This window comes from Methylibium sp. (assembly GCF_013817345.1).
Taxonomy (GTDB): Bacteria; Pseudomonadota; Gammaproteobacteria; order Burkholderiales; family Burkholderiaceae_C; genus Methylibium.
In genome coordinates this window covers 1-18,282 of sequence record NZ_JACDCW010000017.1, presented here as the reverse complement: position 1 = coordinate 18,282, position 18,282 = coordinate 1, and the positions used below count along the sequence as shown (strand labels likewise).

The following is an 18,282-nucleotide window of genomic DNA, read 5'->3' as shown; positions in this document are numbered from 1 at the left end:
GCGCGCGAAGCCGTCTCAGGCTTCGGCGCGCGCGTCTCGCCGCATCAACTGCGTGAGCACCTGGGCCGGACTGGCGCGGCCTTCGAGCACCGCCACCACGGCTTCGGTGATCGGCATTTCCACGCCGAGCGAGCGCGCCCGCGCCAGCACCATGGCCGCGCTGTGCACGCCTTCGGCGACGTGGCCGAGCGAGGCGAGCACTTCGGGCAGTCGTCGGCCCCGCGCGAGTTGCAGACCGACCTGTCGGTTGCGCGACAGGTCGCCGGTGGCAGTGAGGACCAGATCGCCGAGACCAGACAAGCCCATGAAGGTGTCTGCACGCGCGCCCAGCGCCAGGCCCAGGCGCGTCATCTCGGCCAGGCCCCGCGTGATGAGCGCGGCGCGGGCGTTGAGGCCGAGCGCCATGCCGTCGCCGATGCCGGTGGCGATGGCCAACACGTTCTTCACGGCACCGCCGACCTCCACGCCGATCGGGTCGGCCGAGGTGTAGATGCGCAGCGACTCGCTGTGAAAGACCTCGAGCGCCTGCTGGCGCAGCGCGGCATCGGCACTCGCCGCGACCAGGGCGGTGGGCTGGCCGCCCGCCACTTCGAGCGCGAAGCTTGGTCCCGACAGCACGCCGACGCGCGCCTCGGGCGCCACGTCGCGCGCGACCTCGTGGCCCAGCGCACCGCTGCCGGCCTCGAAGCCCTTGCACAACCACCACAGGCCCCGTCCTTGTTCGGCACAGCGCGAGACCATCTCGCGCAGACCCGACATCGGCGTGGCGACGACGATCAGACCGTCGCCTGCGGCATGCGAGAGCGCGGACTCGAAGGCGCCTTCGATGCGCAGTACGGCGGGCAGATCGACGCCCGGCAAATAGCGCTCGTTGCGGCGGCTGCGGTCGATGAGCGCAGCCTGCGCCGCGTCGCGCGCCCACAGCAGGGTGTCATGCCGCGGCGCGATGCTCGCCGCCAGCGCCGTGCCCCAGGCGCCGGCGCCGAGGACGCAGACTTTCATCGCCGCGCTCGCGACCCGCTCAGGCGGTGGCGATGACCGGCGCGCCGCTGCCGTTGGTCGGCTTGCCTTCGTCGGCCTGCTGAGCGCGCGCCTGCTGCTGCGCCTCGTACATGGCCTGGAAGTTGACCTCCGCCAGGTGCACCGGCGGGAAACCCGCGCGCGTGATGATGTCGGCCACAGTGGCGCGCAGGTACGGGTACACGATGCCCGGGCAGGCGATGCCGATCACCGGCTGCAACTGCTCTTCGGGCAGGTTGCGGATCTCGAAGATGCCGGCCTGCTTGACCTCGACGAGGAACACGGTGCGGTCACCCAGCTTGGTGGTGACGGTGGCGGTGATGGCGACTTCGTAGATGCCGTCGGTCACGCCCTCGGCCGCGACACCGAGGTTGATCTCGACCTGGGGCGACCCCTGCTCGAGCAGGATCTTGGGCGAATTGGGCTGCTCCAGCGACATGTCCTTGAGGTACACGCGCTGGATCTGGAACACGGGGGTAGCGGCTTGCTCGGCCATGGTGGGCATCCGTCGGTCAGGGGCTGGGCCCGGCGCTGCGGTCTCGCGTGCGGCGCGGCGGGCTCAAGGCGCGCAAGAGCCGGCGCAGCGGCGCTTGCAGTGAGCTGCGGATTATGTCGCAGCGGCTCTCAGCGGCGCTCCGGCCGGGCGATGCACCGCAGGCGCGCCGAGCGTCAGGCAGCGGCGCCCTGGAGCAGCGGCGCAAGGCCGCCGCGCTGGTCGAGCGCGATGAGTTCGTCGCAGCCGCCCACGAGCGTGTCGCCGATGTAGATCTGCGGCACGGTGCGCCGGCCGGTCCGCTCCATCATCGACTGGCGCTGAACCGGATCGAGGTCGATGCGGATCTCCTCGATGTGCTCGACGCCGCGCTGCTGAAGCAGCATCTTCGCGCGCTGGCAGTAGGGGCAGACCAGGGTCGTGTACATCTTGACAGGAGACATGGGCTCGGTGGCGTAGGAGTGCGGCTCGCCAGTGTCATCCAGGGGCCACGACCCTGTGGCAAGGCGGGTCGGGTGCCTCGCCTGCGCCGCTAGACGCGGCAGCCGTTGCAATAGCCAGGGCACCCGGGAGCCGAAACCCGCTGGCGCGGCGCCCCACCCGCAGCTCCGTCCTCGGCGTTCGCCTGCGCCTCAGGCCGCCGACTTCTCCACCGGCAGCTGCGCCTCGCGCCATGCCGCCAGGCCGCCGATCAAGGCGTTGGTCTGCTCGTAGCCGAGCTTGCGCAAGGTGGCCACCGCGCGGTTCGCGCGCGCGCCGGTCGGGCACATCACCACCAGCGGAACGGCCTTGTTGGTGGGCAGCGCCTTGTTGCCTTCGAGGCTGCTGAAGGGGATGTTGCGGGCCTGCTTGGCGTGGCCGGCAGCGTATTCGGCCGGCTCGCTCACGTCGATGAGCACCGCCTTTTCGCGGTTGATGAGACGCACCGCTTCCGCGGCGTTCACGCGATGCGCACCGCCGGAGCGAGACGCCATGGGCCACAACAGCAGGCCGCCCGACACCGCGGCGGTGAGGATGAGATACCAATACTCGAGAAGGAACTTCACTTTGCGTGCGCGGGAGCGCCAAGGGCGAAAACCTGCGATTCTAGAATCTGCGACCTTCGACGCCTTTGCTTGCGACCCATGACCCAACTCGTTTTGATCCGCCACGGCGAATCGACCTGGAACCTAGAGAACCGCTTCACCGGCTGGGCCGACGTGGAGCTGACCGCCACCGGCGTGGCCCAGGCGCAGGCGGCCGGCCGACTGCTCAAGGAGGCCGGATACGAGTTCGACGTCGCTTACACGTCGGTGCTGCGCCGCGCGATCTGGACGCTGTGGCATTGCCTGGACGGCATGGAGCGCACCTGGCTGCCGGTCGTCAAGGACTGGCGGCTCAACGAGCGCCACTACGGCGGCCTGCAGGGTTTGAACAAGGCCGAGACCGCCAAGGAATACGGCGACGAGCAAGTGCTGCTCTGGCGCCGCAGCTACGACGTGCCGCCGCCGGCGCTCGAAGCGAGCGACCCGCGCGGCGCCCGCGGCGATGTACGTTATGCGGCGCTGCCGCCCGGCAAGGTGCCGCTCACCGAATGTTTGAAGGACACGGTGGCGCGCGTGGTCCCGCTGTGGAACAGCACGCTCGCGCCGGCCATCGCCAATGGCCAGCGGCTGGTGATCGTGGCGCACGGCAACAGCATCCGCGCGCTGGTCAAGCACCTGAACAACATCTCGGATGCCGACATCGTCGGCGTCAACATTCCCAACGGCATTCCGCTGGTCTACGAGCTCGACGCTTTCCTGAAACCGGTGAAGAAGTTCTATCTCGGCGACGCCGAAGCCGCGGCCAATGCGGCGCAGGCTTCGGCCGACCAGGCGGAGGCTTGAAGAAGCCCTGCGACTTCGCGACCTCGAAGTCGCAGCAGTAGCCGCTCAGCGGTAGCAGTTGCAGCAGTTGCAGCAGCCGGCGAAGCAGGGCAGCGGCGGTTCCGGTCTCTCCTTGATCGGCCGCAGCGACGAAGCCGCGCCCTGCCCTTCAGTGCAAGGCTGTCACGATCAACCCGCGCAGTTGCGCAGCGAGCGCGCGTCTGTCTTGCTCAGCGCTTGCCACCGGTTCGAGGAAGTGCACCCGCACGCGCAGTTTTTCGGCACAGGCCACCCACCACAGGCTGCGAACAAGCGTCGTGTCGCCCACATAGGCGACTGCCCTGCTGACGGCATCGGTCGCGTCGGAATAGCGAAGTGCCACCGGTTGAACCTTCGTTCCGGTAGCGATGGCCGCCTGCAGCAAGTTGGCGTGAAAGGGAAGCGGCACGTGCCCTTCGCCGGTAGTGCCTTCGGGGAACACCGCCACCGTGTCGCCGGCGGCCAGCGCCTCGCCCATGCGGTGCACCACGCGCATCGCGTCGCGGCGGCGCTCGCGCGCGAGGTACAGCGTGTCGGCTGCATCGACCAGCCGGTTGAGCAGCGGCCAATGCCGCACGTCGGCCTTGGAAACGAAGCGGGCCTGCGGCACGAGCGCGTGCATCGCCACGATGTCCAGCCACGACACATGGTTGCTGACGAGCAGCGTGCCGCCCTCGCGCGCGGCGCCCAGCACGTCGAGTTCGACGCCCGCCACGCGCAGCATCTTCGCCGCCCACCACTGCACCCTGGCCCGGCGCTCGGGCTGGGGCAAGGGAAAGCGCAGCAGCACGATTGCCAAGCCGTGCAGCACGTGCAGCAGCACGCGCAACAGGCGCCGGGCGGCGCGCAAGCGGCGTATCACGGTAGACAGTCGGGCGAGCAGCGCGTCACGTTGAGCAAGCATGCGAGCGGCACGCTACGGCGGGCCCGGACGCCAGCCGAGCGTCACGGCAAACCCTCGCGCGGCCCTCGCCAGTCACCGGCCTATACGCAGGAATCACAAGCCCAGGGCCGGTCCTGCAACGTCGACGCTGATCCGAGCCCATCGCTCATCGCACCTCGTGCGCCACCTGCCCCGCCACCAGCGTGAGCTTCACCGCCCCCGGCAGTTCGTAGCCGCTCACCGAAAAGGCGAACGGCGTGTGCTTGCCCTGGCTGCGCAGCGCCGAAGGCGTGACCGGCCAGCGCGCCGCGGGATCGAACACGCAGACATCGGCCACGCCGCCCTCGACCAGCCGACCGGCGCTGGCCGCCAGCGAGCCGAGCGCATCGCCGAGCACGCGCACCGGCTCGCAGCTCACCGTGGCCAGTGCGCGCCGCAGGCCGGCGCCGGAGTCCTCGCCCCACTTGAGCGCCAGACCGAGCAGCAGCTCCAGCCCGGTGGCGCCGGGCTCGGCCTCGGCGAAGGGCAGCGTCTTGTCGTCCTCATCGACCGGTGTGTGGTCCGAGACCAGCGCGTCGATCGTGCCGTCGGCCAGCGCGGCGCCCAGCGCATCGCGGTCGCGTGACTGGCGCAGCGGCGGGACCAGCCGCATGGCGGGGTTGAAGTAGCCGATGTCCAGGTCGGTCAGGTGCAGCGAGTTGATGCTCACGTCGGCGCTGACGGGCAGGCCTTCCGACTTGGCCGCACGCAGCAACCCGACGCCGGCCGCACTCGACAAGCGGCACAGGTGCACGCGCGCTCCGCTGGCGCGCACCAGCTCGAAGATGGTGTGCAAGGCAATGGTCTCGGCGCTCACCGGCACGCCGGACAAGCCCAGGCGAGTCGCCACCGCCCCGCTGGCCGCAACGCCGCCGCCCAACCAGGGATCGTTGGGCCGCAACCAGACGCTGTAGCCGAAAGTTGCGGCGTACTGCAGTGCGCGCGCCAGCACCTGCGTGTTGCGCACCGGCGCATCGGCCTGCGAGAAACCGACGCAGCCGGCCTCGGTGAGCTGGGCCATCTCGGTGAGCACCTCGCCGCCGAGGCCGCGCGTCAGCGCACCGAGCGGAAACAGCCGGCAGCGGCTCAGCTTGCGTGCGCGGAACTTGAGCATCTCCACGAGGCCCGGCTCGTCGAGCGTGGGGTCGGTGTCGGGCAGGCACACCACGCTGGTCACGCCACCGGCCGCCGCCGCCGCCAGCTCGCTTTCCAGCATGCCCTCGTGCTCGTGGCCGGGCTCGCGCAGGCGCGCTGCCAGATCGACGAGACCCGGCGCGACGACGAGGCCATTTGCATCGAAGCTGCGGTCGGGCGCGAAGTCGCGCGGCGCGGCGCCGAGCGCCACGATGCGCCCGCCGGCGATGGCAAGGTCGCCGACGCGGTCGAGCCCCGAGGCCGGGTCGAGCAGACGGCCGTTGGTGATCAGGATCTTCATGCGTCGTTGCCCGAGATGATGGACATGACGGCCATGCGCACCGCAATGCCGTAGGTCACCTGCGGCAGGATCACGCTCTGCTTGCCGTCGGCCACCACCGAGTCGATCTCGACCCCGCGGTTGATGGGGCCCGGGTGCATGACGATCGCGTCCGGCTTGGCGAGCGCCAGCTTTTCCTCGGTGAGCCCGAAGCTCTTGAAGAACTCGCCGGCGCTGGGCAGCATGGCGCCGCTCATGCGCTCGTTCTGCAGCCTGAGCATGATGATCACATCGGCGCCCTTGATGCCTTCGGCCATGTCGTGGCACACGCGCACGCCCATGTCCTTGAGGTCGCCCGGCACGAGGGTGCGCGGCCCGACCGCCCGCACCTCGGCGGCGCCCAGGGTGGTCAGCGCATGGATGTCGGAGCGCGCAACGCGCGAATGCACGATGTCGCCCACGATCGCCACCACCAGGTTGCTGAAATCCTGCTTGTAGTGGCGGATCGTGTACATGTCGAGCAGGCCCTGCGTCGGGTGCGCATGGCGCCCGTCGCCGGCGTTCACGACATGCACATGCGGCGCCACGTGTTGCGCGATCAGGTAGGGCGCGCCGCTCTCGGCATGGCGCACCACGAACATGTCCGCATGCATGGCCGATAGATTGGCGATGGTGTCGAGCAGGCTCTCGCCCTTTGCCGTGGAGCTCCGCGCGATGTCGAGGTTGATGACGTCGGCCGACAGCCGCTTGGCCGCGATCTCGAAGGTGGTGCGGGTGCGGGTGCTGTTCTCGAAGAACAGATTGAACACGCTCTTGCCGCGCAGCAGCGGCACCTTCTTGACCTCGCGGTCGTTGACACTGAGAAAGGTGCCCGCCGTGTCCAGAATCTGCGTGAGCACCGCCTTGGGCAGGCCCTCGATCGACAGCAGATGGATCAGCTCGCCGTGGGCGTTGAGTTGAGGGTTGCGCTTGCTGAGCATCAGGCACTCTCCACGTCGAGCGTGAACCGGCCCTCGTCGTCACGCACCAGCGAGAGCTTCTGCCCGGCCGGTAGCACCACCCGCGCCGCGGACACGGCCGGCTCGATGGGCAGTTCGCGCCCTCCGCGATCGACCAGCACGGCCAGGGTGACACTGGCCGGGCGACCGAAATCGAACAGTTCGTTGATCACGGCGCGCGTGGTGCGGCCGGTGTAGAGCACGTCGTCGATCAGCAGGATGTGGCGGCCGTCGATGGCGAAAGGCAATGCGGTCGCATCGGTCGTTGCTGCCAAGCCGCGCGAGCCGAAGTCGTCACGGTGCAGGGCGCTGGAAATCACCCCGTGCTGACCGGGCAAGCCAAGATCGCGCTGGAGCCGCTCGGCAAGCCAGGCGCCGCCGGACCAGATGCCCACGAGCGCCGCGCTTTCACCCTCGTCGCGGCGCACCAGTGGCCGCAGGCGCATCAGCAGATCGGCGTACAGCGCTTCGGCATCGAGTTGCAGGATCGTCATCGGTCAGGGCCTCGGATGCTGGGAAGACGGTTCGCATCGCTCGCGCAGGTACTGCTCGAGCAGGATCGCCGCCGCGGCGGCATCGGCGTCGCGCGCACCCGCGGTCAGTGCCTCGGTCGTCGAATAACGTTCGTCCACCTCGTGCACCGGCAGCCCGAAACGGCCCTGCAGTTGGCGAGCGAAGCGCCGCGCGCGGTGGGTATTGTCGTGCGCGGCGCCGTCGGGATGAAAGGGCACGCCGACCACGAGCGCACCGGGCTGCCACTCTTCGATGAGCTTGGCGATCGGCGCGAAGCGCGCATCGCCTTCGGCGACCACGGTGCGCAATCCCTGCGCCGCGCCGGTCACCGTGTTGCCGACCGCCACGCCAGTGCGCTTGAGGCCGAAATCGAAAGCGAGCAGGGTCTGCGGTGCGGCCTCGGCGGCAGGCGCCTCAGGCATGGCCCGCTTCACTGCTCAACATGCGTGGATCGATGCCGAGCAGAGCGAGCGCCTTGGTGTAGCGCTGCTCGATCGGGGTGTCGAAGATCACCTCAGGCCGGGCGTCGACCGTGATCCAGCCGTTGCGGGCGATCTCGTCTTCGAGCTGGCCCGCGCTCCAGCCGGCATAGCCCAGCGTGACCAGCACGCGCTTGGGCCCGTTGCCGCTGGCCAGGGCTTCGAGCACGTCCTTGCTGGTGGTCATGGCCATGCCGCCGGGAATGCGCAGCGAGGAGTTGTACACGGCGCCGTCGGCGTCGATGTCGGCCGCGTCGTCTTCGCCGCGCTCGTGCAGCACGAAGCCGCGCTCAGTCTGTACCGGGCCGCCGATGTAGACCGGCTGCTCGGCCAGTTCGGTGCGGTCGAGCACCAGCTCGACCTTCTCGAACAGCTTGCCCAGCTTGATGTCGCTGGGCTTGTTGATCACCAAGCCCAGCGCGCCCTTTTCGGTGTGCTCGCACAGGTAGACCACCGAGCCGGCGAAGTTGCCGTCGGCCATGCCGGGCATGGCGATCAGGAACTGATTCGTCAGGTTGGACGCGCTGGTGGAAGCCATGCGGCGATTGTAGTGAGCGGGCACACTGCGGCGCATGCAGAAATCCCCGCAGATCAAGTCCCTCGCGGGCGCGCTCGTCTGGTTGCGCCGGGATCTGCGCGCGCACGACCACGCCGCGCTGTACCACGCGCTGCGTGCGGCCCGGCAGGTCTGGTGCGCCTTCGTGTTCGACCGCGAAATCCTCGATCCGCTGCCGCGCAGCGACCGGCGAGTCGAATTCATCCGCGAAAGCCTCGTCGATCTGGACGCGCAACTGCGGGCCCTGGGCCTTGCCAGCGGTGCCCGGGGCGTCGGCCTGATCGTGCGCCACGGCCGTGCCGTCGAGGAAATCGCGCGCCTGGCGACGACCCTGCATGTGCAGGCGGTCTATGCCAACGCCGACTACGAGCCGCAAGCCAGAGCCCGGGACGCGCAGGTGCGCGGCGCGCTGGCCGACGCCGGCATCGCCTTTCATGCCGGCAAGGACCAGGTGGTGTTCGACACCGACGAGCTGCTCACCGCTGCCGGCAAACCCTATGGCGTGTTCACGCCGTACAAGAACGCCTGGATCAAGAAGCTCGAGCCTTTCTACCTGCAGGCCTATCCCGTGGAGCGCCATGCGTCGGCGCTCGCGCCGCTGCCCGCGGGCGAGCGCGGGGGCGTGCCGCTGCTGGCGGAGATCGGCTTCGAAACCACCAACCTGTCGACGCTCGAACTTCCCCCCGGCAGCGCCGGCGCGCAGGCTCTCCTCGAGGATTTCGTCGACGACGAGCGCATCGACCGCTACGCCGAGGCGCGCAACTACCCCGCCGTCAAGGGACCGAGCTATCTGAGTGTGCACCTGCGCTTCGGGACAGTGTCCGTGCGCGAACTCGCGGCGCTGGCCTGGGACCGCATGCGCGCGCCATCGAAGGCAGGACGCGGCGCCGAGGTGTGGCTCTCGGAGCTGATCTGGCGCGATTTCTATCAGCAGGTGCTGCACCACCACCCCCGCGTCGTGGATGCCAGCTACAAGCCCGAATACGACAAGATCAAGTGGGAGCACGGCAAGCGCGCCGACGCCCTCTTCTCGGCCTGGTGCGAAGGCCGCACCGGCTACCCGCTGGTCGACGCGGCGATGGCGCAGATCAACCAGACCGGCTACATGCACAACCGCCTGCGCATGGTGACGGCCAGCTTCCTGACCAAGGATCTGGGCATCGACTGGCGCCGGGGCGAACGCTATTTCGCCGAGAAGCTCAACGACTACGACCTGGCCGCCAACAACGGCGGCTGGCAGTGGGCGGCCTCTACCGGCTGCGACGCCCAGCCCTACTTTCGCATCTTCAACCCGGTCACGCAGAGCGAGAAGTTCGATCCGCAGGGCAAGTTCATCCGCCGCTATCTGCCGCAACTGGCCGCCGTGCCCGATCACCTCCTGCACGCGCCGTGGCGCGCCAAGCCGGTGGAACTGGTCGCGGCCGGCATCGAACTGGGCCGGGACTATCCGCAGCCCATCGTGGAGCACGACGTGGCGCGGGCCAAGACCTTGGAGCGATACGCAATCGTGAAGGCGGCAAAGTAGACGCGGAAAGGAAACGACTCACGCCGGTCAGGGCGAGTGCGCGTTTAGAAGATTCAGAACAGCTCGATCTCGCCGCTCTTCTCCGCGCCGGAAAGCGCGCCCGACTCGACCAGCGTCTCGTGACAGCACACCCGGTTGCGGCCGGTCTGCTTGGCGTGATAGATCGCGCGGTCGGCGCGCGCGAACGCGCCGCTGGCGATGTCGAGCGGGCGCAGCTGCGTGAAGCCGACACTGGCGGTGACGGGGCCGACCTGCGGAAAGGTGAACGCTTCCATGCGGGCGCGGAAGCGCTCGAAGGCCAGCGCGGCATGAGCGCGTTCGTCCGCGCGCAGCACCACCACGAACTCCTCGCCGCCGAAGCGGTAGAGCCGGTCGCCGTGGCGGAACGCACTGCGCAGGAGGCGCGCCACCAGCAGCAGCACCTCGTCGCCGATCAGGTGGCCGAAGTCGTCGTTGACGCGCTTGAAGTGATCGATGTCGATGACGCCCAGCCACTGCGTGCAGGCCGAGCCCGCCGGGGCGCACGCCGTGGCGCCCAGTCCCTTGGCGAACTGCGCCTCGAAGGTCTTGCGGTTGAGCAGCCCGGTCAGCATGTCGTGCTCGCTGTAGTCGAGCAGGTCCATGTGGTTGCGGTAGACCTGCAACAAGCCGGTGATCAGCTCGCAGTGCTCGTCGCTCAAGGGCCGTTCGCTCAGCACCTCGATCACACCGAAGCGCTTCTGGCCGATCACGATCGGAAACACGCTGAGCAGGGCGGGCTCGCCGGCGTCGTCGCAGCGCCGGGTGTCGACGCCCCGCACTCGCTCCCCGGTCAACAGCGCACGGTGGTGCTGCGGCCAGTCGCTCGCTGCCGGCAGAGCTTCGAGCGGTACCCACGGCGGGTCGCCGCGCAGCGCCGCCTGACCGCGCCGCTGGCCTGCCTGCCGCAACAGCCGCAGGTCCGAGGGGTCGCCGACGCAGCGATACAGGCTCACCGCCAGCGGGTCGAGCCAGTCGGCCAGCATCGACACCAGCTTGGTGTTGACGAGGTCGCGGTCGCGAAAGCCGGTGAGGCTCACGACGGAGCCGATGAGGTCGGGCATGGCGGATAGGCGGTGAATGCTGTCTCGGTCATCGGCGGCGCCGCCGCACTCTGAAGGGATCGGACCGTGACACGGGGCTCGCCCCCGGCGATTAATCACCGATCGGCCCGGCCCGAGCGGCTCGCCGGGCTTGTCCCCTGCGGAAGAATGCCCGAATCGCACCACCGCCCTGAACGGGTCCTACAGTGGCCACTCCATCAACTTGCGAGGACTGAACCATGGGTTTGATGAGTTTCATCAAGGACGCGGGCGAAAAGCTGTTCGGCAAAAGCGAGGCCAAGGCGGCGCCGGAAGCGGCCGCACAAGCTCCGAGCCCTGCCAACGTGGCGCAGCTCAACGAGACGGCCGGCGCGGCGATCGCCACCTACGTGAGCAGCATGGGCCTGAAGGTCGACGACCTGAAAGTGTCCTTCGACGGCGCCAGCGGCACCGTCACGGTGTCCGGCCAGGCGCCGGATCAGGAAACCAAGGAAAAAGTCTTGCTGTGCTGCGGCAACGTGGCCAGCGTGTCTTCGGTCAACGACATGCTCACCGTGGCCGAGCCGACGCCGGAGGCGAAGTACTACACGGTCGTCAAGGGCGACACCTTGTCGAAGGTGTCGAAGGAGTTCTATGGAAGCCCGAACAAGTACCCGGTGATCTTCGAGGCCAACAAGCCGATGCTGTCTCACCCCGACAAGATCTACCCGGGGCAGGTGCTGCGCATCCCGCCGCAAGCCTGACGAGGCGGCGCGGCGTGGAAAGATTTTTCGCGCCGCTTGTAAGGCTGCTCACCGCTGAGCGACTGCTGGGGGCAGGTCAACCCGACCCGCTGTGCGTGCACCGGCTCTGCCGGTCGCAGCAGCCTGACCCCCTTCAATCACGTTCACCGGAGCCTCCATCATGACCAAGACCTCTTCCAGCTCGCTGGCCTGTGCCGCCGCCTTGTTCGCCCTGTCCACCGCGGCCTTCGCCGCTCAGGCACCGGCGGGCAGTTCAGGCCTCGCGGTAGCCGCCAGCGACAAGGTGCACTGCTACGGCGTGCACGAGTGCAAGGGCAACAGCGACTGCAAGACCGCCGAGAACGCCTGCAAGGGCCAGAACGGCTGCAAGGGCCACGGCTTCAAGGGCATGGCCGCCAAGGCCTGCTTCGAGGCGGGCGGCACCATCGGCGACCTCGCCGCCAAGTAAGCGCCGCCACTGACGGACGAGCCCCGCGCCGCATTGCGGTATCGGGGCTCAGCGCATTCGCCATGACAGCCGCCCTACCCACCGCTTCGACCTCGCCTTCGCCCGGCTTCGGCCTGGGCTTGCGCACCGCGCACTACGCTGCCTTCCTCGATGCGCAGCAGCCGGTGGACTGGCTCGAGATCATTGCCGAGAACTACCTCGTGCCCGGCGGCAAGCCCTTGCGCATGCTCGACGACATCCGCGCGCGTTACCCGATGGTGATGCACGGCGTTTCCATGTCGATCGGCTTGGTGGCCGGGCCCGACCCGGAGCACCTGAAGGCACTGGCCGCGCTCGCGCGCCGCGTCCGGCCGCTGTGGATCTCGGATCATTTGTGCTGGACGGGCGTGCATGGCCGCCAGATCCACGATCTGCTGCCGCTCCCCTACAGCGAAGAGGCATTGAAGGTGGTGGTGCGCAACCTGCGGCAAGTGCAGGACACGCTCGGCCAGCGGCTGCTGATCGAGAACGTGTCGAGCTACCTGGAGTTCCGCGCCTCGAGCATGAGCGAATGGGAGTTCGTGAACCGCGTGTGTGAAGAGGCCGACTGCCTGTTGCTGCTCGACCTCAACAACATCCACGTGAGCAGCGTCAATCACGGCTTCGACGCGCTCGACTACCTGGCCGCGATGCCGGCGCATCGCGTGCAGCAGATCCACCTCGCCGGCCACACCGACCACGGCGACCACCTGATCGACACCCACGACCATCCGGTGGCCGAGCCCGTCTGGGCGCTCTACCGCGCAGCCTTGAAGCGCTTCGGCAACGTGGCCACGATGATCGAGCGCGACGACCGCATCCCGCCGCTGCCGGAGCTGGTGGCCGAACTGGACACCGCACGCGCGATCGCGGCGAAGGTTTCGCCGCTTGCCGATCGGGAGGCTGCGTGACGTCGGCCACGGTGGCGGCAACCCCAGCGCGCAGCCTCGAAGCGCTGCAGGCGGCGTTCCAGGACTTCGTGCTCGACCAGCCCAGCGACTTCGCCGAGGCCGTGGCCGAGGGCGGCCGCATCGGCGTCGAGCGGCGCCTGGCGATCTACCACAACGCCTACCGCGCCCGCCTGATCGAGGCACTGCGCGACGGCTACGGCCACACCCTCGCTTATCTGGGCGACGAGGCCTTCGACATCGCCGCGCGCGCCTATGTGGCGTCGCACCCGTCCACCCATTCCAACCTGCGCTGGTTCGGCGCGGCCTTCGCCGACTGGCTGTTCGAAGCCTGCCCGAACGATCCCGACATCGGCGAGTTGGCCTCGCTCGACGCAGCCCTGCGCCGCGCCTTCGATGCCGCCGACGCGCCGGTGCTCGGCCTGGACGAGCTGGCAGCGCTGCCTGCCGAGGACTGGGCGCGGGTCGGTTTCGAATTTCAGCCGGGCTGCCGGCGCCTGCGACTCCCGCACAACACGCTGGCCATCTGGCAGGCGATCGACCAGGACGGCACGCCGCCGCCAGCGACGCGCCTGGACCAGCCCACCGAACTGCTGGTGTGGCGGCGCGGACTGCAACCGCACTTTCGCAGCCTGGGCCCGCTCGAAGCCGGCGCAATCGACCGGCTGCTAACGGGCGACGGGTTTGCCGCCACCTGCGCGGCACTCGTTGCCGAGTTCCCGGACGCGTCCGTCGTGACCGAAGCCGGTACGCTGCTGCGCCGCTGGATCGAAGAGGAAGTGTTGAGCGGCTTGGTGGCCCGCGCTTGAACGGCAGGCCGCGAGCCTTTCTTCTTCATGCCGCGCCGCCAGCAAGCGCTGGCGACCCGGCAAGGCACCGCGCAGTTCAGCGCATCGAACCGAACCCGCCCAGCGCGCGCACCGCCCCAGCGCCGATGGCCGCCCCGAAACGCTTCACGAGCCGCTCGGCCACGTTCTGCTTGGGCGTGTAGTCGATCACCTCTTCGGCCTTGACCACCTCGCGTGCGATCAGGTCGAGGCTGCCGATGTGGTCGGCCAGGCCCAGCTTGACCGCCTGCTCGCCGTTCCAGAACAGGCCCGAGAAGGTTTCTGCCGTCTCCTTCAGCCGCTCGCCGCGGCCCCGCTTCACGACGGCGATGAACTGCTGGTGTACCTGGTTGATCAACGCCTGCACATGCTCGCGCTGCAGAAAAGGCAGCGGCGAGAACGGGTCGAGCAAGGCCTTGTTGCCGCCGGCGGTGATGAGGCGCCGTTCGACGCCGAGCTTGTCCATGGCCTCTGTGAAACCAAAGCTGTCGATCAGCACGCCGATCGAGCCGACCACCGACGCCTTGTTGACGTAGATCTCGTCGGCGCCAACGGCGACGTAATAGGCCGCCGACGCGCACAGTTCCTCGCACACCGCATAGACCTTCTTCTTGTGCAGGGCCTTCAGGCGCAGCAACTCGTCGTTGATCAGGCCGGCCTGCACCGGGCTGCCGCCAGGCGAGTTGATGCGCAGCACCACCGCCTGCGCCCCAGCGTCCTCGAAGGCGTTGCGCAGCGCGGCATTGAGACCCTCGGCGCTGGCCTCTGCTTCGCGGTCGATTTCGCCGCGGATCTCGATCAACGCGGTGTGCGGCCCGCTCGGCGCACTGGCCAGGCGCTGTTGCGCGAACAGGAACCAGACGAAGGCGCCGATCAGCAGCAGCCACATCAGCCGAAAGAAGATGCGCCAGCGGCGCTCGCTGCGCCGGTCCTTCAGATAGCGGCGGGCGAACTCCTCGACCACGCGGCTGTCGACGCCGGCGCTCATGGCCGGCACCGTGGCCGGCGCCGGCGGCAAAGGAGCAGAAGGCGGCCCCAGCGTGGGCTCGGCCGGGCGGGGATCGTCGATGGGGCTCATGGCAATCTCTCGAAGGCCGGCGCAACGCGTCGCCGGAACGGGTTCAGGGGCCGAACGCGGGCCGGATGTCGCGAGAAGGATACCAACACACTTCGCCGTCACGCTCCAGCACCGGCACCGGTGTGAGCCGACCGCGGCCACAGGGTCCGCCGACACAGCGGCCAGTGGCCGGCGCGTAGCTGGCGCCGTGGATCGAGCAAAGGATCACCTCATGATCGGCGTCGAGAAACTGGCCCGGCTGCCAGTCCATCTCCACCGGGACGTGGGCACATCGGTTCAGATAAGCGACCACACGCCCGTCGAAGCGCAGCGCGAAGGCGCGCGTCGGGCGGCCGTACTCGAGCACGTCGAACAGGACGGCGCGGCCGCGTTCGGCGAGATCGCCCGAAGCACACAGCGGCACCGGTTCGGCAGAGCCAGACACGTGCTCAAAGGGCGCCACGCCCACCTTCCGGCTCGCACGTGCCTGGCTTCGCAACGGCTGCCGAGCTCGGCGAAGCCTCAGGCATGGGCGACGAGCCAGTCGTGCAGTTCGCGAGTGGAGTGCGCGACGCAGCAGGTGGAGAAGGCCTCGAAGGCCTCGGGCTCGTGTGCGCCGAAACTCACCGCCAGGCTGGCCGTGCCGGCGTTGGCTGCAAGTTGCAGATCGTGAGTGGTGTCACCCACCATCAGCGTGCGCCCCGGCGCAACCGCCAACTCGTCCATGAGTTCGAGCAGCATGCGCGGGTGCGGCTTGCCGGCAGTCTCGTCGGCCGTGCGCGTGGCCTTGAACAGGCCGCGCAGTTGCACCGTGTGCAGCACCTCGTCGAGGCCCCGGCGCGACTTGCCAGTGGCCACGCCGAGCACATGCCCGCGCTCCTTGAGCGCATTGAGCATAGCCAGCGTGCCGTCGAACAGCGTGAGTTCGTGCTGACGCGCGAAGTAGTGATGCCGATAACGCAGCCCGAGTTCGGGGTAACGCTCGCGGGCCAGATTGGGCACGGCGTGCTCCAGCGCCTCGGCCAGGCCCATGCCGATCACGTAGGCGGCCTGCGTGTCGTTCGGCACCTCGGTGCCGAGATCGGCGGCCGCCGACTGGATGCACTTGACGATCAGCGCGGTGGAGTCGAACAGTGTGCCGTCCCAGTCGAAGACGATCAGGTCGAAGCGGCGTGGGCGAATCGGAGTCATGCGAGCGATTTCAACAGGGCCGCGCATTCTGCAGGCAACGCGGCTTCGAGCTCGACGGTCTCTCCGCTCGCGGGGTGCTCGAAGCGCAGCCGGCGAGCGTGCAGGAACATGCGGCCGAAGCGCGGCATCGCTGCGTGGCCAAGTGCCGCCATCAGGCCGCCTGCCGCATCGCCCCGAGCCAGCGCCTTGTTCAGCGCGAAATCGCCGTACTTGTCGTCGCCCACGATGGCGTGGCCGGCGTCGGCCAGGTGGACGCGGATCTGGTGGGTGCGGCCGGTCTTGATGGTCACGTCCAACAAGGTGCAGGCCGCGAACGCGCGCGCCACCTGCACGAGGGTGATCGAGCGCCGGCCTGCCGCCTCGCCTTCGGTCACGCTGCGCACGCGGCGCTCGCCGGCGGCGTCGAGGTACTTGTGCAGTGCCACGTCGATGACCTTGTGGCCGGCCGGCCATCGGCCGATGACCAGCGCCGCATAGGTCTTGCCGGTTTCCCGCGCCCGGAACTGGTCCTGCAGGCGGGTCAGCGCACTGCGCTTCTTGGCGATGAGCAGCAGCCCCGAAGTTTCCTTGTCGAGCCGGTGCACCAGTTCGAGAAAAGGCGCCTCGGGCCGGGCGCGGCGCAGTTGCTCGATCACGCCGAAGCTCACGCCGCTGCCTCCATGCACCGCCACGCCGGCGGGCTTGTCGATGGCGATCAGGTGATCGTCCTCGAAGACGATCGCAAACTCGCGCGGCGGTGCGGCGGCAGCCTTGTTTTCAAGGCGCTCAGCCACGCGCACCGGCGGCAGCCGAAGCTCGTCGCCGAGGGCAAGCCGGGTGTCGGCGCCCGCCCGGCCGCGATTGACCCTCACTTCGCCGCTGCGAATGATCCGGTAGACATGCGTTTTCGGCACGCCCTTGAGCGTCTTGATCAGGTAGTTGTCGAGGCGCTGTCCAACGCCGTCCTCACCGACCGTCACATGCTGCACGGCGGGCGCGGCGGGGGCTGGAGCGGCGGCGCCGACAGGCACCCGAGGCGGCCTGCTTGCGGTGCGTGTCGCCGGCTTGCCGCCCGCCGCAGCACGCGCTTTCACGCCTCGGTTCGCCGGCGCGCCTTTGCCTCCTATAATGCCTTGCACCACTTGTGCGCCGTAAGTGATTGATTTGTTTGAGTTTACCCGTCACCTACCGTGCTCAATGGGCCCTGCTGCCGAGTCGGCGGCAGGCATTCGGTGATGCAACGCTGCGGCGCGCGGTCGGGTCGGCTCCCAAGGTGAGCGGCAGACAGTGCAAGTCGGCGGCAGAGCCAGCGTAGAACGAGCACCACACAAGGTTTCCTTCGGCTGCAGAGCGAAGTGCGTCACGCGAGTGACGAATCCCAGCGCTGCAGCCCGCGCTCCCGTGACCTCCCGGATGACTTCGGCCCGCCCCTTTTCCGCCGTGCATGCACCGCTCGCAGCCTCGATGCTGCGCGCCGGCCCGCGCGCGCAGGGACCGCGCCACGCCGGAGCCTGTGCTCCGGTGCAAGACCCTCCGAGCCCACGCGAGCGCACGCGCCAACGCTTTGGTCGCTGACCCCTGCGGGGGAAGACGACCGAGTCCAGGGCGATTCCTTCCGCTCCTCCACGCTGTTTCGTGCATCGAATCGGTCGCGCCCGAGCCATCGGGGGCGACTTGAAACGTGCGCGGGCGGGCCGAGAGCCCCCCGCGAAGGAGTGCACATGAAACGCATGTTGATCAATGCCACGCAGCCGGAAGAGCGGCGCCTGGCCATCGTCGAGGGCCAGAAGCTGCTCGACTTCGAAACCGAGATCGAAGGGCGCGAGCAGCGCAAGGGCAACATCTACAAGGCGGTCGTCACCCGCGTCGAGCCTTCTCTGGAAGCCTGTTTCGTCGATTACGGAGAAGAGCGCCACGGCTTCCTGCCCTTCAAGGAAATCGCCAAGGAGTTCTTCAAGCAGGGCGTCGGCGTTCGCGACGCCAAGATCCAGGACGTGATCTCCAACGGCACCGAGTTGCTGGTGCAGGTGGAGAAGGAAGAGCGCGGCAACAAGGGCGCCGCCCTCACCACCTTTGTCAGCCTCGCCGGCCGCTACCTGGTGCTGATGCCCAACAACCCGCGCGGCGGCGGCGTGAGCCGGCGCATCGAGGGCGAGGACCGCGAGGAACTCAAGGAAAACCTCGACCAGCTCGAATATCCCAAGGGCATGAGCCTGATCGCCCGCACCGCCGGCATCGGCCGCA

22 protein-coding genes are annotated in these 18,282 nt (G+C 68.7%); 7 read left to right on the top strand and 15 right to left on the bottom strand.

Features of this window, described 5'->3' with window-relative positions; genetic code table 11:
* Positions 1-15: 15 nt before the first annotated feature.
* The 4 genes from H0W40_RS05050 to H0W40_RS05035 form a co-directional block, all read right to left on the bottom strand.
* Positions 16-1,002, bottom strand: coding sequence for an NAD(P)H-dependent glycerol-3-phosphate dehydrogenase (locus H0W40_RS05050; RefSeq protein WP_292443865.1), 987 nt, complete (start codon positions 1,000-1,002; stop codon positions 16-18).
* Between the two features lie 19 nt (positions 1,003-1,021).
* A complete protein-coding gene (gene secB, locus H0W40_RS05045; protein ID WP_292443863.1) occupies positions 1,022-1,516 on the bottom strand; it encodes a protein-export chaperone SecB in 495 nt (164 codons plus the stop codon).
* A gap of 173 nt (positions 1,517-1,689) precedes the next feature.
* Positions 1,690-1,956, bottom strand: a complete 267-nt coding sequence (gene grxC / locus H0W40_RS05040) for a glutaredoxin 3 (protein ID WP_292443862.1) — start codon at positions 1,954-1,956, stop codon at positions 1,690-1,692.
* A 189-nt stretch (positions 1,957-2,145) separates the two neighbouring features.
* Positions 2,146-2,559: a rhodanese-like domain-containing protein gene (locus tag H0W40_RS05035; protein ID WP_292443861.1), complete on the bottom strand. Its 414-nt coding sequence runs from the start codon at positions 2,557-2,559 to the stop codon at positions 2,146-2,148.
* Positions 2,560-2,637: 78 nt separating this feature from the next.
* Between H0W40_RS05035 and gpmA the strand changes: the two genes are divergently transcribed.
* Entirely contained in the window at positions 2,638-3,381 is a 744-nt protein-coding gene (gene gpmA, locus H0W40_RS05030; RefSeq protein WP_292443858.1) for a 2,3-diphosphoglycerate-dependent phosphoglycerate mutase, read from the top strand.
* A 148-nt stretch (positions 3,382-3,529) separates the two neighbouring features.
* Here the strand turns inward: gpmA and H0W40_RS05025 are convergent, their stop codons facing one another.
* The 6 genes from H0W40_RS05025 to H0W40_RS05000 all read right to left on the bottom strand — a co-directional run bounded on the left by H0W40_RS05025 (position 3,530) and on the right by H0W40_RS05000 (position 8,263).
* Positions 3,530-4,303 (bottom strand): 1-acyl-sn-glycerol-3-phosphate acyltransferase, encoded by a 774-nt coding sequence (locus H0W40_RS05025; RefSeq protein WP_292443857.1) that lies wholly within the window; start codon positions 4,301-4,303, stop codon positions 3,530-3,532.
* 145 nt (positions 4,304-4,448) lie between these two features.
* A complete protein-coding gene (locus tag H0W40_RS05020) occupies positions 4,449-5,756 on the bottom strand; it encodes a dihydroorotase (RefSeq protein ID WP_292443855.1) in 1,308 nt (435 codons plus the stop codon).
* Positions 5,753-6,715, bottom strand: a complete 963-nt coding sequence (locus H0W40_RS05015) for an aspartate carbamoyltransferase catalytic subunit (protein ID WP_292443853.1) — start codon at positions 6,713-6,715, stop codon at positions 5,753-5,755. Before H0W40_RS05015 ends, H0W40_RS05020 begins: the two co-directional genes overlap by 4 nt.
* On the bottom strand, positions 6,715-7,227 hold the full coding sequence (gene pyrR, locus H0W40_RS05010; protein WP_292443851.1) for a bifunctional pyr operon transcriptional regulator/uracil phosphoribosyltransferase PyrR: 513 nt from the start codon (positions 7,225-7,227) through the stop codon (positions 6,715-6,717). The genes H0W40_RS05015 and pyrR overlap by 1 nt, the downstream gene beginning before the upstream one ends.
* Positions 7,228-7,230: 3 nt before the next feature.
* Positions 7,231-7,668, bottom strand: a complete 438-nt coding sequence (ruvX, locus tag H0W40_RS05005) for a Holliday junction resolvase RuvX (protein WP_292443850.1) — start codon at positions 7,666-7,668, stop codon at positions 7,231-7,233.
* Positions 7,661-8,263, bottom strand: a complete 603-nt coding sequence (locus H0W40_RS05000; protein WP_292443848.1) for a YqgE/AlgH family protein — start codon at positions 8,261-8,263, stop codon at positions 7,661-7,663. Before H0W40_RS05000 ends, ruvX begins: the two co-directional genes overlap by 8 nt.
* A gap of 34 nt (positions 8,264-8,297) precedes the next feature.
* On the opposite strand from H0W40_RS05000, the gene H0W40_RS04995 reads away from it, so the two are divergent.
* A complete protein-coding gene (locus H0W40_RS04995; protein WP_292443847.1) occupies positions 8,298-9,806 on the top strand; it encodes a deoxyribodipyrimidine photo-lyase in 1,509 nt (502 codons plus the stop codon).
* 53 nt (positions 9,807-9,859) lie between these two features.
* On the opposite strand, the gene H0W40_RS04990 is transcribed toward H0W40_RS04995, so the two are convergent.
* Positions 9,860-10,888: a GGDEF domain-containing protein gene (locus H0W40_RS04990; protein ID WP_292443845.1), complete on the bottom strand. Its 1,029-nt coding sequence runs from the start codon at positions 10,886-10,888 to the stop codon at positions 9,860-9,862.
* A gap of 218 nt (positions 10,889-11,106) precedes the next feature.
* Between H0W40_RS04990 and lysM the strand changes: the two genes are divergently transcribed.
* The 4 genes from lysM to H0W40_RS04970 all read left to right on the top strand — a co-directional run bounded on the left by lysM (position 11,107) and on the right by H0W40_RS04970 (position 13,793).
* Positions 11,107-11,610 carry a peptidoglycan-binding protein LysM gene (gene lysM / locus H0W40_RS04985; RefSeq protein ID WP_292443844.1) on the top strand — a complete coding sequence of 168 codons (504 nt, stop codon included), beginning with the start codon at positions 11,107-11,109 and terminating at the stop codon, positions 11,608-11,610.
* Positions 11,611-11,770: 160 nt separating this feature from the next.
* Complete coding sequence (locus H0W40_RS04980; RefSeq protein WP_292443843.1) at positions 11,771-12,058, top strand: hypothetical protein; 288 nt, start codon at positions 11,771-11,773, stop codon at positions 12,056-12,058.
* A 62-nt stretch (positions 12,059-12,120) separates the two neighbouring features.
* Complete coding sequence (locus H0W40_RS04975) at positions 12,121-12,987, top strand: DUF692 domain-containing protein (RefSeq protein WP_292443841.1); 867 nt, start codon at positions 12,121-12,123, stop codon at positions 12,985-12,987.
* Entirely contained in the window at positions 12,984-13,793 is an 810-nt protein-coding gene (locus tag H0W40_RS04970; RefSeq protein WP_292443839.1) for a DUF2063 domain-containing protein, read from the top strand. Before H0W40_RS04975 ends, H0W40_RS04970 begins: the two co-directional genes overlap by 4 nt.
* Before the next feature lie 76 nt (positions 13,794-13,869).
* Here H0W40_RS04970 and H0W40_RS04965 read toward each other — a convergent pair whose 3' ends face one another.
* The 4 genes from H0W40_RS04965 to H0W40_RS04950 all read right to left on the bottom strand — a co-directional run bounded on the left by H0W40_RS04965 (position 13,870) and on the right by H0W40_RS04950 (position 17,027).
* A complete protein-coding gene (locus H0W40_RS04965) occupies positions 13,870-14,799 on the bottom strand; it encodes a S49 family peptidase (protein WP_292443903.1) in 930 nt (309 codons plus the stop codon).
* A gap of 133 nt (positions 14,800-14,932) precedes the next feature.
* Positions 14,933-15,313: a Rieske 2Fe-2S domain-containing protein gene (locus H0W40_RS04960; protein WP_292443837.1), complete on the bottom strand. Its 381-nt coding sequence runs from the start codon at positions 15,311-15,313 to the stop codon at positions 14,933-14,935.
* Between the two features lie 77 nt (positions 15,314-15,390).
* The gene (locus H0W40_RS04955) at positions 15,391-16,059 is read right to left on the bottom strand and encodes an HAD family hydrolase (protein ID WP_292443835.1); all 669 of its coding nucleotides are present in this window, start codon (positions 16,057-16,059) and stop codon (positions 15,391-15,393) included.
* On the bottom strand, positions 16,056-17,027 hold the full coding sequence (locus H0W40_RS04950; RefSeq protein ID WP_292443834.1) for an RluA family pseudouridine synthase: 972 nt from the start codon (positions 17,025-17,027) through the stop codon (positions 16,056-16,058). The genes H0W40_RS04955 and H0W40_RS04950 overlap by 4 nt, the downstream gene beginning before the upstream one ends.
* Positions 17,028-17,759: 732 nt before the next feature.
* On the opposite strand from H0W40_RS04950, the gene H0W40_RS04945 reads away from it, so the two are divergent.
* The coding region (locus H0W40_RS04945) for a ribonuclease E/G (RefSeq protein ID WP_292443833.1) at positions 17,760-18,282 on the top strand (523 nt) is incomplete at its 3' end.

What these genes read in the sequence shown, in the direction of transcription:
- gpmA (WP_292443858.1), top strand. Translation starts at nt 2,638, where the DNA reads ATGACCCAACTCGTTTTGATCCGCCACGGCGAATCGACCTGGAACCTA.
- H0W40_RS05025 (WP_292443857.1), bottom strand. Translation starts at nt 4,303, where the DNA reads ATGCTTGCTCAACGTGACGCGCTGCTCGCCCGACTGTCTACCGTGATA.
- H0W40_RS04975 (WP_292443841.1), top strand. Translation starts at nt 12,121, where the DNA reads ATGACAGCCGCCCTACCCACCGCTTCGACCTCGCCTTCGCCCGGCTTC.
- H0W40_RS04955 (WP_292443835.1), bottom strand. Translation starts at nt 16,059, where the DNA reads ATGACTCCGATTCGCCCACGCCGCTTCGACCTGATCGTCTTCGACTGG.
- H0W40_RS05015 (WP_292443853.1), bottom strand. Translation starts at nt 6,715, where the DNA reads ATGCTCAGCAAGCGCAACCCTCAACTCAACGCCCACGGCGAGCTGATC.
- grxC (WP_292443862.1), bottom strand. Translation starts at nt 1,956, where the DNA reads ATGTCTCCTGTCAAGATGTACACGACCCTGGTCTGCCCCTACTGCCAG.
- lysM (WP_292443844.1), top strand. Translation starts at nt 11,107, where the DNA reads ATGGGTTTGATGAGTTTCATCAAGGACGCGGGCGAAAAGCTGTTCGGC.
- secB (WP_292443863.1), bottom strand. Translation starts at nt 1,516, where the DNA reads ATGGCCGAGCAAGCCGCTACCCCCGTGTTCCAGATCCAGCGCGTGTAC.
- pyrR (WP_292443851.1), bottom strand. Translation starts at nt 7,227, where the DNA reads ATGACGATCCTGCAACTCGATGCCGAAGCGCTGTACGCCGATCTGCTG.
- H0W40_RS05020 (WP_292443855.1), bottom strand. Translation starts at nt 5,756, where the DNA reads ATGAAGATCCTGATCACCAACGGCCGTCTGCTCGACCCGGCCTCGGGG.
- ruvX (WP_292443850.1), bottom strand. Translation starts at nt 7,668, where the DNA reads ATGCCTGAGGCGCCTGCCGCCGAGGCCGCACCGCAGACCCTGCTCGCT.
- H0W40_RS04980 (WP_292443843.1), top strand. Translation starts at nt 11,771, where the DNA reads ATGACCAAGACCTCTTCCAGCTCGCTGGCCTGTGCCGCCGCCTTGTTC.
- H0W40_RS05050 (WP_292443865.1), bottom strand. Translation starts at nt 1,002, where the DNA reads ATGAAAGTCTGCGTCCTCGGCGCCGGCGCCTGGGGCACGGCGCTGGCG.
- H0W40_RS04965 (WP_292443903.1), bottom strand. Translation starts at nt 14,799, where the DNA reads ATGAGCGCCGGCGTCGACAGCCGCGTGGTCGAGGAGTTCGCCCGCCGC.
- H0W40_RS04990 (WP_292443845.1), bottom strand. Translation starts at nt 10,888, where the DNA reads ATGCCCGACCTCATCGGCTCCGTCGTGAGCCTCACCGGCTTTCGCGAC.
- H0W40_RS05000 (WP_292443848.1), bottom strand. Translation starts at nt 8,263, where the DNA reads ATGGCTTCCACCAGCGCGTCCAACCTGACGAATCAGTTCCTGATCGCC.
- H0W40_RS04995 (WP_292443847.1), top strand. Translation starts at nt 8,298, where the DNA reads ATGCAGAAATCCCCGCAGATCAAGTCCCTCGCGGGCGCGCTCGTCTGG.